Origin of the sequence: Corallococcus sp. EGB, from assembly GCF_019968905.1 — a bacterium.
Lineage (GTDB): Bacteria > Myxococcota > Myxococcia > Myxococcales > Myxococcaceae > Corallococcus.
Genome location: NZ_CP079946.1, coordinates 1864583 through 1877047 on the forward strand (window position 1 = coordinate 1864583; position 12465 = coordinate 1877047).

General features: G+C 69.8%; 8 protein-coding genes. 3 read left to right on the forward strand and 5 right to left on the reverse strand.

The genetic code is table 11. The features are described 5' to 3' along the window. Window positions 1–95 precede the first annotated feature (95 nt). Window positions 96–2294 (forward strand): peptidase, encoded by a 2199-nt coding sequence (locus KYK13_RS07715; RefSeq protein WP_304504100.1) that lies wholly within the window; start codon window positions 96–98, stop codon window positions 2292–2294. A gap of 15 nt (window positions 2295–2309) precedes the next feature. Here KYK13_RS07715 and KYK13_RS07720 read toward each other — a convergent pair whose 3' ends face one another. Further along, a complete protein-coding gene (locus tag KYK13_RS07720) occupies window positions 2310–3485 on the reverse strand; it encodes an AI-2E family transporter (RefSeq protein ID WP_223643220.1) in 1176 nt (391 codons plus the stop codon). Window positions 3486–3622: 137 nt separating this feature from the next. On the opposite strand from KYK13_RS07720, the gene KYK13_RS07725 reads away from it, so the two are divergent. Then, window positions 3623–4039, forward strand: a complete 417-nt coding sequence (locus tag KYK13_RS07725) for a DoxX family protein (RefSeq protein WP_223643221.1) — start codon at window positions 3623–3625, stop codon at window positions 4037–4039. A 10-nt stretch (window positions 4040–4049) separates the two neighbouring features. Here KYK13_RS07725 and KYK13_RS07730 read toward each other — a convergent pair whose 3' ends face one another. Continuing rightward, complete coding sequence (locus KYK13_RS07730; RefSeq protein WP_223643223.1) at window positions 4050–5318, reverse strand: threonine/serine exporter ThrE family protein; 1269 nt, start codon at window positions 5316–5318, stop codon at window positions 4050–4052. Window positions 5319–5468: 150 nt separating this feature from the next. On the opposite strand from KYK13_RS07730, the gene KYK13_RS07735 reads away from it, so the two are divergent. Then, complete coding sequence (locus KYK13_RS07735) at window positions 5469–6275, forward strand: pseudouridine synthase (protein WP_223643225.1); 807 nt, start codon at window positions 5469–5471, stop codon at window positions 6273–6275. On the opposite strand, the gene KYK13_RS07740 is transcribed toward KYK13_RS07735, so the two are convergent. From KYK13_RS07740 to KYK13_RS07750, 3 genes are all read right to left on the reverse strand, one after another. Continuing rightward, on the reverse strand, window positions 6272–8302 hold the full coding sequence (locus KYK13_RS07740; protein WP_223643227.1) for a serine/threonine-protein kinase: 2031 nt from the start codon (window positions 8300–8302) through the stop codon (window positions 6272–6274). The genes KYK13_RS07735 and KYK13_RS07740 overlap by 4 nt on opposite strands. Before the next feature lie 63 nt (window positions 8303–8365). Beyond that, the gene (locus KYK13_RS07745; protein ID WP_223643229.1) at window positions 8366–10294 is read right to left on the reverse strand and encodes a serine/threonine protein kinase; all 1929 of its coding nucleotides are present in this window, start codon (window positions 10292–10294) and stop codon (window positions 8366–8368) included. Between the two features lie 129 nt (window positions 10295–10423). Next, window positions 10424–12397: a serine/threonine-protein kinase gene (locus KYK13_RS07750; RefSeq protein WP_223643231.1), complete on the reverse strand. Its 1974-nt coding sequence runs from the start codon at window positions 12395–12397 to the stop codon at window positions 10424–10426. Window positions 12398–12465 lie beyond the last annotated feature (68 nt).

Below are 12465 nucleotides of genomic sequence, written 5' to 3' on the forward strand. Positions count from 1 at the left end.
GCTCTGTCCGGCCCGTGAGGTCCGGACGGGGGACCGCTTGAGTCCACCTCGCGCGCGGGGTAGCCACGTCCCGTCACGTCTCCCCGGAGCCCTCCATGAAGCCCCTGCTGCTGGCCGCCGTCCTCGCCGCCGCGCCCGCCACCCCGCCGAAGTCCCAGGCCCCCGACGCCGGGCTCGCGCAGGCCGCGCAGCCCACCCTCACCGTGCCCGGCGGGAAGTTCCTCCGCGCCCGCTCCGGCAACACCGCTGTCGCCCAGATGTTCGCGCCGGGCGTCGCGGAGCTGTCCCTGGCGGAGAAGCGCGTGGCGTGGTTCCTGACGCTCGCGGCGCACGCGGGCGAGGACATCGCGTTGGATCAGGTCGGCTGGAAGCTGGTGCCGGCGAAGCAGCTCCTGGAAGGCGTCTGGCTCTTCGGCCGCGACTCGCAGAGCGCCGCGTCCGGCTTCGACGCGAAGCTGGCGGACTACCTGCTGCGCTTCTACGGCCACACCGGCAACCACGACAGCACCACCGGGCAGAAGTTCGTCCCCACGTTCACCCCGGAGGAGCTCGCGGCCGGCGCCTCGCGCGCGCTCAAGGCCGGCGCGCCGTGGACGGTGAAGGACGAGGCCGCGCTCCAGGCGTGGCTCCAGGACCTGAAGCCCACCCTCTTCGACGCGACCTTCGAGCCGCAGCTCACCTCCAAGGCCCCGCCGCCGGGACAGGACCTCCTCACCGCGTCCTCCAACACCGCCTATGGGCCCGGCGTGACGGAGAAGGACCTGACGGGCTTCAAGGAGAAGTACCCGCTCAACTCGCGCGTGGTGAAGCAGGACGGCAAGCTGACGGAGCAGGTGTTCCGCGCGGGTACGCCGGACGGCAAGGTGAAGCCGGGGCTGTACGCGAAGGAGCTGTCGCGCGTCATCGCGAACCTCCAGGAGGCGATGAAGTCCGCCGAGCCCGCGCAGAAGGCCGCGCTGGGCAAGCTGGTGCGCTACTTCCAGACGGGCAGCCCCCAGGACTGGGACGCGTACAACATCGCGTGGCTCAAGGTGGACCCCAAGGTGGACGCCAACCTGGGCTTCATCGAGACGTACGTGGACCCTCGCGGGCACAAGGGCCAGTGGGAGGCGCTGGTCAACTACCGCGACGCGAAGGAGAACCAGATCATGGTGCTCATGGGCCAGAAGGCCCAGTACTTCGAGGACCGGCTGCCCTGGCCGGAGAAGTACCGCCGCAAGAAGGTCTCGCCGCCGGTGGCCAAGGCCATCAACCTCATCACGTCCAACCCGGAGCCGCCCGCGGGCATCAACCTGCCCAACGAGCAGCACATCCGGGAGAGGTACGGCAGCAAGAGCGTGATGATCACCAACGTCATGGACGCCGCCTCCGCGGTGACGCGGCTGCCCCTGGCGCTGGAGTTCTCCCGCACGGCGGAGGAGCGGGAGCAGGCGGAGAAGTACTCCGTCACCGCGCGCAAGTGGCTGGTGGCCTTCCACGAGGTGCTGGGCCACGCCTCCGGCCAGGTGGATCCGAAGCTCAAGGGCCAGTCCCCGTCCGTCTTCCTCAAGGAGTACGACAACACGCTGGAGGAGGCGCGCGCGGACCTGGTCGCGCTGTGGCACGCGTTCGACCCGGCGCTCGCGGAGCTGTCTCCGGACCATGACGCCATCGCCCGGCAGATGTACCGGGACTTCCTGGTGGAGGGGCTCACCAACCTGCGCCGCGTGGAGGTGGGCGACGCGTTCGAGGAGGACCACCAGCGCGGCCACCACATGACGGTGACGTTCCTGGAGGAGAAGGGCGCGGTGAAGCAGGTGACGGAGAATGGCCGCACGTACCTGGTGATTCCGGACTACGCGAAGATGCACGAGGCCGTGGGCGAGCTGCTCTCCAAGCTGATGGTCATCAAGGCCACCGGCGACTACGAGGGCATCCGCGCGCTGGTGCAGGAGAAGGGCATCCACTTCGACCCGAAGCTGCGCGACGAGGTCGCCCGCCGGGTGAAGGCTGTGGACGTGCCCACGGTGCTGCTGCTCAACTCGCCGCACGTGGTGCCGGTGCTGGACGCGAAGGGCCAGATGGTGGACCTGAAGGAGGACACCGCCCAGGCCTTCGTGGACCAGCACCTGGAGCGCAGCCTGCTGGGCCGGCTGTCCCCTCAGGAAGGCCTCCGCGTCGCCGCGAAGGTGGCGGGCTCTCCGGACGCGGTGCGCGAGGCGTTCCGGGAGCTGGGGCCGGATACGGCTCCGGCGCCGGCCTCCTCCAAGAAGGGCTCGGCGAAGGGCGCGGCGCCGGCGAAGACCGCACCCTGAGGGGGCGCGAGGCCGTCAGTGGTTGGACGGCGTGTCGGTGTCCTCGATGGGCGCGCCGGACTCCGTGGTGAGCACGACGCGCTGGGAGCCCGGTGGGAGGGGGCCTCCCGGCGTGGCCGGGTCGCCCAGCCGGGCGTTGGGCCGGCCGTAGTCGCGCTCGTAGATGCGCACCACGGAGAGAAAGAAGGCGACGATGAGGGGGCCCAGGAGCAGGCCCACCGCGCCGAACGCCGCCAGGCCGCCCAGGAGCGCGAAGAAGACGATGGCGCCGTGCTGGTTCATTCCCTTCCGGGCCAGCAGCGGCTTGACGATGTTGTCCACGAGCCCCACCACGACCACGCCCCAGATGACCAGGAAGAGCGCCGCCCACGGGTGACCGCTGAGGAACATCAGGCCCGCGGCGAACACCACCACCACGGCCGCGCCGATGGCGGGGATGAGCGCGAAGAAGAAGGTGAGGCCCGTGAAGAACAGCGGCGCGGGCACCCCCACGATGAGAAAGCCGATGAGCGCGGCCGCGGCCTGGACGCCCGCGGTGGCCACGGTGGAGACGAGCACCGACACGGAGGTGCTCTTGAACTCGCGCAGGAGCTCCCGCGTCTGTCCCCGCCGCAGCGGCGACACGCTTTCGAACCACTGCACCAGCCGCGCTCCGTCCGTGAGGAAGAAGAACAAGGCGATGAGCATCATCGCCGTCTGGAGGATGAGCGTGCCCGTGGCCGCCACCGCGCCCGTCACGGCCTTGGCGGCGGTGCCACCCTGGGTCGTCACCTGCTCCTGGAGCTTCTGGTCCAGCTCCTCCTGCTCCAGCGGGAGCCGTTCGATGAGCTTGCTCACCGGGCCCCGGACGCCGCTGGGGAGCTTGTTCACCAGGCCCTCCATGCCCTCCTGCTGCGCGGTCTGCGTCACGAAGCGCGCGCCGTCGGAGACCTCCGCGACGACGAAGGCGGTGAGGCCGCCCAGGGGCAAAAGCAGCGCCAGCAGGATGCCGCCGACGATGAGGCCGGCGGACACGTTGCCATGGCCGCGCAGCCGCTTCCTGAGCCGGGTGTAGAGGCCGTGGAAGGTGCCCGCCAGCACCGCCGCCAGGAAGAACGCCTCCGCGAAGGGCCGGATGACCAGACACAGCAGGACGATGGACAGCAGGATGAGACCCACGAAGACGCGGCGCGCTACCTGATCGGAGGCCATGGCCCCGCGAAGTTATGGAGCCGGACCTGCCGGCGGGAGCCTGCCCGGCTGGAATGTCCCTGGAACATTCCCGGCGGCCTGGCTGGCTGCCTGCTCACGGGGCTTGGGAGCGGCGAAGGGGGCGCTAGAGTGCGCGCATGCCGCCCTTTGACTCCGCCCGCTTCACGCTCTGGCTTCCGCAGCTGCTGTGCGCCGTCTTCCTGGCCATCCTCTTCCTCCAGTCCGGCCTGGACAAGGTCGTGGACTGGAAGGGGAACCTGGGGTGGTTGACGGGGCACTTCTCCAAGTCGCCGCTCAAGGGCGTGGTGACGCCGATGCTGGCGGTCATCACGCTGATGGAGGTGGCGGCCGGGGCGCTGAGCGCGGTGGGCGCGGTGATGTTGCTGGTGAATGGCAACCCGCTCGTCGCGTACCTGGGCGCGGTGCTCTCCGCGCTGTCGCTGCTGGCGCTCTTCTTCGGCCAGCGCATGGCGAAGGAGTACGCGGGCGCGGCGGTGCTGGTGCCGTACTTCATCGTCACCGTCGCGGCCGTGTACCTGCTGCGGCTGGCGTGAGGCCCGCGCGCTAGAGCACCTTGCGCGAGGGCATGATGGCGTTGGCGGACAGCAGGCCCGCCGCCAGCGCCACCGCGACCATCAGCATGGAGAAGGCCGTGTCCACGCCGGCCACCACGTCGCGCTCCAGCAGGGACGCGAGGCTGCGGAAGCCCACGCTGCCGGGGACGAGCAGCATCAGGCCCGGCACCACGGTGGTGACGGCGGGCCGGTTGCGAAGCCGCGCCAGCGCGTTGCTCCCCATGCCCAAAAGCAGCGCGCCCGCGAAGGCGCCCAGCTGAGGCCCCAGCAGCAGCGCCCCCAGCCGGGCCCCCATGAACGCGGCGGCGCCGGCCAGCGCAATCCATCCCCAGTCGCGAGGCCGCGCGCGGAAGAGCACCGCGATGGCGAAGCCCGCCACCACGAGCGCGACGACCGCCACCCCCGGGGGCATCACCGCGGGCACGGGCGGCGTGGGCACCGGAGGCAGCACCGTGGCCACGCGGCTGCCCAGGGCGGCGCCGAAGCCCAGCTGCAGGAAGATGAGCGCGGCGTGGGTGAGGCGTGACGTGCCGGAGATGAGGTTGCGCGTGGCCACCTCGTTGACGGCGATGGTGAGCGTGAGGCCGGGCAGGAGGACGATGAGGCCCGCGAGCGTGGCCACCTCTCCGTGCAGCGGGCCGAAGAAGTGGGCCGCGATCCCCGCGAACGCGGCGGACAGCACCGCCGCCACGGGCTCCAGCACGCGGGCGGTGGTGGGCTGCTTGCGCGTCAGCAGGTCCAGCACGCCGATGGCCAGGCTGCTGACGGCGGAGACGCCCATCTCCTTCCAGCCGCCGCCGAACAGCAGCGCCGCGGAGGCGCCGGCCAGCATCCAGCACAGCAACTGCAGGGCGGGGCCGTAGCGCTCCGGGCGGGCGAGGATGTCCTCGACGCGGCGGGCGCCCTCGGCGGGCGTGAGGCGCCCCTGGATGACGTCGTCCGCGAGCAGGTCCAGGAGGATGAGGCGCTCCAGGTCCATGTCGCCGGGCTCCACGCGGATGAGGCTGGTGCGCAGGTCCTCCGGCGGGCCGAACGAGGCGAAGATGGACGTGGGGGTGGAGAAGAAGCGGGCCTCCAGGCCCAGCCGCTCGCTCACCCGCATCATCAGGCCCTCCAGGCGGTGGGCGGGCGTGCCGTGCCGGTGCAGGGCGTGGCCCAGGCGCAGCACGAAGGCCACCGCGGGGCCGGGCGGCGGGGGCGCGAGGGACGCGACGAATTCGGGCGGGGCTTCGGCGAGGTCGGAGGGACGCGTGGACACGGCGGCGCGCACATGCGCAGAGCCGCCCCGGGGAGTCAAACGCCGCGCCGCTCCCCTGGAAGCCCTGCTGCTCGTATCAATGTCCAGGGGGCTCGGGGAAATCCCCGGGCGTGACGCATCTGATACAGCGGGTGTCGCACGGGAGGACGCATGGCGCGCAAGCAACGGACGCCCAGGTGGTTGGAGGCCGCGAGGCGCAGGGGACCGGAGACCCCGGCCGGCCCCAGCGCGGACTGGCTGGCGCGAGCGCTGGGCCGCGCTGGCGTGCTGCCTCGGACCGAGGCCGAGCAGGCCATCCGCGACGGCCGCGTGGAGGTGGACGGCCGGGTGGAGCGGGAGCCGTTCGCGCCGGTGGGGGAGGACACGCGGGTGCGGGTGGACGGCATGGAGCGGGCGCTGACGCGCCAGGTGCGGGCGCTGATGTTCCACAAGCCCGCCGGGCCGGTGGTGCATGGCTCGGATCCGGAGGGCGTGGGCACGGTGTTCGAGCGGCTGCGCGCGGTGCTGACGCCGGCGCTGCGAGGCTTCGAGTGGTACGCCGTGGGCCGGTTGGACCGGGACACCACGGGGCTGCTGCTCTTCACCAATGACGAACGGCTGGTGCGGCACGCGACGGCGCCCCGCACGCACCTGCCCAAGCGGTATGTGGCGCGGGTGGAGGGACTGCCGCCGGAAGCCGCGCTCACGCGCCTGCGAGAGGGATTGGTGTTGGAGGACGGCCCCACGCGCCCCGCGGAGGCCGAGCTCCGGGCGCCGGACGTGGTGGCGTTGACGCTCACGGAGGGGCGGCACCACCAGGTGAAGCGGATGCTCGCGGCGGTGGGGCACCCGGTGCTCGCGCTGCACCGCGAGTCGGTGGGGCGGCTGGTGCTGGACGTGACGGAAGGGGCCTGGCGCGAGCTGACGGACGCGGAGGTGACGGAGGGGCTGGGGTTCCAGCCCGGCGCGGCGGACTAGCGGCCCAGGTTCTTGAGCATCTCCCGCGCCCTCGCCGGGTTCGCCATGTTCCTGGGGGACATCACCATGTACCGGTCATGGGCCTTCCTGGCCTTGGCCTTGTTGCCGGTCAGCGTGTAGGCGGTCTCCAATCCCAGCCAGGCTCGCCGGAGGCTGGGATTGTTCCGGGTGACGTCCTCCAGGAGCTTCACCGCCTGCTTGTGGTCGGAGGGCGTGCCGGGCTTGAGCTTGATGAGCGTCAAGCCCAGCTCCAGCTTGACGTCGAACGAGCCCGGCTTCATGGCCAGCGCGTTCCGGTACGCGGCGGCGGCCTCCGGGAACTTCTCGTCCCGGAAGGCCGTGCGGCCGGCGTCCATCATGTCCGCGAAGGTCTCCGGCTTCACGACCCGGCCCGACGCCGACGAGAGGGCGCTCGCGTCGTCCAGGATGCGCACCACCTTCGCGCGGCTGGGGTGCGTGCTGGGGGCGAACTCCAGGAAGCGTTGGTAGTGCGTCACGCTGGAGCGGCTGTCATTGAGGCGCGCGTACACCATGCCCAGGAGGAGCTCGCATTCCCCCTCCTGGGGGAACCGCGTCGCGCACTGATGCGCCAGGTCCACGGCCTTGCTGAGGTCTCCCTGCTGCACCTGGGCCTGGACGCGGTCCTGATAGTCCGTCAGGGAGCCGTCGGCGACTGGGAGCGGCTCCACCGTGAGGGGCGGATGGACTGCTTCCGGAGCGGCCCGCGTGGGGCTCCGTGCGGTGTCGGAGGACGGAACAGCCGTGGCGGGACGTTCGATGGGGCGCACCGTTCCCGGATGCTCGGGAGGCTCACCGGGGGAGGTGAGGAACCAGAAACAGCCGGCCCCGATGGCCAGGCCCGTGCTGCTCAATCCCAGCAGCCACTTCTTCTTCGATGCGGTGGGCGCGAGCGCGGCCGGCGCTTCCTCCTCCGTGATTCCGACGTTGGATTCAGGGAGCGGGATTCTCGCGGTGTGGAGCACTGGCCGGGGGCGAGGGGGCTCCTTCGCGCGCGCCGGCTCCTGCGCGCGCCAGGACTCCAGCTCCTCCTGGAAGGAGCCCGGGATGGAGAGGTCGCGGCCCTGCGCCAGCAGGTCGTCGCGGAACAGCATCCGCAGCAGGTGCGAGAGGCTCAGCGAGGAGACACCCGGGTGGTGCGCATGCAGGAACCCCGAGAGGGCCTCCGCGAAGGCATGGCTGGATTCGAAGCGGAGGGCGCGCTCTGGATGCAGGGCCTTGAAGAGGATCCGGTGGAGCGAGTCCGGCAGGTCCGGGCGTGATTCCCCGAGCGACGGGAGATCGCCTTTCGCGATGCGCATCATCACGACCTGGGGCGGCCCCTCCAGGGGGAGCCTTCCGCAGAGCAGCTCGTACAGCACGACGCCGGTGGCCCAGACGTCGGTGCCGGCATCCACGTCCTCGCCGCGCGCCTGCTCCGGAGAGAAGAAGAGGTATTTGCCCTTCACCACGCCGGGTTCGGTCTTGAGGCTCCGGGTGAGCTGTGCCTTGGCGATGCCGAAGTCGACGATCTTGACCTGCCCCTCGTAGCTGACGAGCACGTTGTCCGGGGAGATGTCGCGGTGGACGATGTCGAGCGGCTTCCCGCTGCCATCCGTGCGCGTGTGCGCGTAGTGCAGCCCGCGGCACATCTCCATCGCGACGAAGACGGCGATGGGGACGGGCAGGGCACTCATGCCGCGCTTCATGGCGCGTTTGAGGACGCGGTGGAGCGGCTGACCGTCCACGAACTCCATGGCGAGGAAGTACTCACCCTCCACGCGCCCGAAGTCGAAGACCTGCGCGACGTTGCCATGGGACAGCGTGGCGGAGATGCGCGCCTCGCTGATGAACATGGAGATGAAAGCTTCGTCGTTGGCGTACTCGGGCAGGACCTTCTTGATGAGGACGGGCTTGGTGACGCCCGCATCACCTACCAACTGGGCACGCCACGTCTCCGCCATCCCACCCTGGCCCAACCAGGACACCAATTCATAGCGCCCGAAGGCGTCCCCCTCTTGCAGTCCCATGTGCGAGGAATTCTAAACACGGATTCCGCTTGGGGTGGGAAGGCAATTCCGTGGGGCGGATGCCTACTGGGGATTCCGGTTCAGGATTTCAACGACGCGAGCTCGCTTTGGGTGCTCTGGAGGAGCGAGCGACAGGAATTGCTTGTAGGCCTGCGCACTCCTTACGAAATCCCTAATCCGGGCATAGAACGTTCCCAACATGAGTTGGCATTCCGGGAGCTTGGGGGCCTTGGCCGCGCAGGCCTGAGCGACTTCAAGGGCCTTCTCCGCATGCCCGGCTTTGTTGAGCATGACGGCGTGCTTCATGATTTCGTTGATCGACTTCGTGACGCTTGCCTCCGAGGCCATGGCCCGTTGGAGGTCCGCCTCCGTCTCGAGGCTGATGGGATTGTGGGCCGATGGGTTGGGAGGGTCGTTGAAGAGCCTTTCGCCGACTTGCTGCACCAGCGCATGACAGTCCGCGTTGGTGGGGTACATCTCCACGCAGTGATTGCTCAGGTAGACCGCGTCTGGATGCTGCTTGAGACGGATGGCCCGAGCGACACCTGCCTTCATCCTCCTGACGTCGGCGGCCTCCTTCGCGGGGTCCTTGGGGGCTTCCCTGGTTTCAGGAGCAGGGGAGTCTGGAGCTTGGGGCCTGGCCTCTTCCGCGGGCTGGGGAGGCGCCAAGACCATGATGGCGGGTGGGGCCGGTGGACGCTCTTTGAGGGATGGCGGCAGCGAGCTCTCGACGGTGGCGGGAGGGCGGATCGGAGTGGGAGGTGGGGCTCCGCCGTTCGTCGAAGGAGCGTGTGCATCCAGGAGGAGCCACAGGCTCGCACCCATGGCCAACAGTCCTCCCGCGCTCAATCCGTAGAGCAACGAGCGTGGGGGCGCTGAAGAGGGCACCATGGCCCGCGGTTGAGTCGCCTCGGTGGCCGGAGGGCTGACGGCCCGGATGCGCCGGGTCTGGCGCTCGGTCGAAGGCAGCGGCGTCACCGGTTCTTCCTTCACACGCCAGGCCTTCAGCTCCTCCAGGAAGGAGCCCGGGACGGACATCTCGCGGCCCTCATGCGCCAGGTCTCCCCGGAACAGCACGCGCATCAGGTGCGCGATGGTCATGGAGGAGAAGCGCGGGAAGTTCGAATACAGGAATCCCGCCAGCGCATCCCCGAACGCGTGACTGGATTCGAAGCGCAGCTCGCGGTCCGGCGTCAGCGCCTTCATTACGATGTCATTCAATTCCTGTGGCAGGTCCGGCCGGAGCACGCCCGGCGCGGGAATCTCTCCCCGCCCCACGCGCGTCATCACCACGTGCGGCGGTCCCTGCACCGGCAGCTTCCCGCACAGCAGCTCGTACAGCACGACGCCCGTGGCCCAGACGTCGGTCCGCGCATCCACGTCCTCGCCGCGCGCCTGCTCCGGGGAGAAGAAGAGGTACTTGCCCTTCACCACGCCAGGCGCCGTCTTGAAGCCCCGGATGAGCTGCGCCTTGGCGATGCCGAAGTCGACGATCTTGACCTGCCCCTCGTACCCCAGCAGCACGTTGTCCGGAGAGATGTCCCGGTGGACGATGCCCAGCGGACGGCCGCTGCTGTCCATGCGCGTGTGTGCGTAGTGCAGACCCCGGCACATCTCCATCGCGATGAAGACCGCGACGGGAATGGGCAGAGCCCCCAGGTCGCTCTTCAGTGCGCGTTTGAGGACGCGGTGGAGCGGCTGGCCGTCCACGAACTCCATGGCGAGGAAGTACTCACCCTCCACGCGCCCGAAGTCGAAGACCTGGGCGACGTTGCCGTGAGACAGCGTGGCGGAGATGCGCGCCTCGCTGATGAACATGGAGATGAAGGCCTCGTCGTTGGCGTACTCGGGCAGGACCTTCTTGATGAGGACGGGCTTGGTGACGCCCGCATCACCTACCAGCTGCGCGCGCCACGTCTCCGCCATGCCGCCCCGGCCCAGCCAGGAGACCAGCTCGTACCGACCAAAGACGTCGCCTGCTTGCAGTGCCATGGGTGGGGCATCTTAAACCCAGATTCCATGGATGACAGAATCGCGACTGTCTTTCAGCCCGGCTGGCTGCCTGGGATGTCAGCGAGTGGAAATCATTGGCCGCTCAATCCGTGGCGGCGTGAAGCCGCGTCAATCCTTGGCGCCCGTTGCTCCCAGCTCCGCGAGCTTCCTCAAGACGTACGGACGCCGGGGATGGTCCCCGGGGGCGATCGCCAGGAAGCGCTCATAGCTTCGCGCGCTCTCGGAGACCTGGTTCATCCTCGCCAGGACGTCCCCTCGCAGCAGGTGACACTCCGGCTCCCGGGGGAGCCGCGTCACGCACTGACTGGCCGCATCGAGCGCTTCCTTGGGCTGTCCTCGCGTCAGGTACATCAGGACGGCGCTCCGCGCGGACTCCAGGTCCGCTTCGCTGGCGGGGGCCTGCGCCTGCGGCTTGCGCTGCAGCAGGGTCGACAGGCGCTCCGAGACCGCGCCCCGCCTCAGGTCGGTGGTGGGCGCGCTCTGCAGGAAGGCCCGGTAGTGGAGCACGCTCTTGTCGAAGGCGCGGAGCCGTTCGTAGGTGAGGCCCGCCGCCAGCCGGCAGTCCGCGTTGTCCGGCACGGCGTCCACGCAGGTCTGGACCAGCTTCGCCGCCCGGGTCAGCTCCTTGTTGCTCTTGTTCAGGCGATACACGTCATCGAGCAGCCTGGCCACCTGCGACTCGGTCCATCCGTGGTCCTTCGCGGAGGGAGGGGGCGGCGGAGGCAATGGCTCCAGCTCCGGTCCCCCATCCACGCCCGCATCCTCGACCCCGGAATCCACCAGGTCTGGAGGCGGAGCGATGGGCGTCTCTGGCTCAGCGGGCCCCGTGGCGGCCCCCGGTGATGGGGGCCGGAGCCGGGTCCACCAGACGCCTCCGCCTACCGCGAGCAGCGCCACGGCCCCCACCGTGAGCCCGACCCAGGGCGCTCGGGCTCGGCGGACCGGCGCGATCTCCGCCGTGGGCAGGGCGGGTGCCTCCTCCTGGGACTCGCGCGTGACGATGACCGGCGAGGGGGCTGGCCGGGGCGTCTGGACGGCCCGGACGCGGGGCGCCGTGGGGGCCTCGGCGGGAGTCTCGGGCTGGCGCCAGGCCTTGAGCTCCGCCAGGAAGTCCTCCGGAACCGCCAGCTCCCGGCCTTCGTTCAGCAGGTCTCCCCGGAACAGCACCCGCAGCAGGTGCGCGAGGCTCAATGACGAGAAGCGCGGATGATTCGCATACAGGAACTCCGCCAGCGCGTCCCCGAACGCGTGACTGGTGGCGAAGCGCTGCGCCGGATCTGGACTCAACGCCCTGAGCACGATGCGGTTGAGCGCTTCCGGGAGGTCCGGCCGCACCTCGCGCAGCGACGGAATCTCGCCGTGCGCGATCTTCGTCATCACCACGTGCGGCGGGCCGTCCACGGGCAGCCGGCCGCACAGCAGCTCATACAGCACGACGCCCGTGGCCCAGACGTCCGTGCGCGCGTCCACGTCCTCGCCGCGCGCCTGCTCCGGAGAGAAGAAGAGGTACTTGCCCTTCACCACGCCCGGCGCCGTCTTGAAGCCACGTTGCAGCTGCGCCTTCGCGATGCCGAAGTCGACGATCTTGACCTGGCCCTCGTAGCTGATGAGCACGTTGTCTGGGGAGATGTCGCGGTGGACGATGTTCAGCGGCTTGCCGCTGCTGTCCGTGCGCGTGTGCGCGTAGTGCAGCCCCCGGCACATCTCCATCGCGATGAAGACCGCCACCGGCACGGGCAGCGCGGGCATCCCGCTCCGCATCGCGCGCTTGAGCACCTTGTCGAGCGGCTTGCCGTCGACGAACTCCATGGCGAGGAAGTACTCGCCCTCCACCTGCCCGAAGTCGAAGACCTGGGCCACGTTGCCGTGGGACAGCGTGGCGGAGATGCGCGCCTCGCTGATGAACATGGAGATGAAGGACTCGTCGTTGGCGTACTCGGGGAGGACCTTCTTGATGAGCACGGATTTGGTGACGCCCGCCGCCCCCACCAACTGGGCATGCCACGTCTCCGCCATGCCGCCCCGGCCCAGCCAGGACACCAGCTCATACCTTCCGAAGGTGTCCCCCGCATCGAGTGCCATTCGATGCCCACCTTAGCCCCAGAATCCTGGGAGCGCCGAATAGACGTCGTCGCGTCTGCCCAACCCCG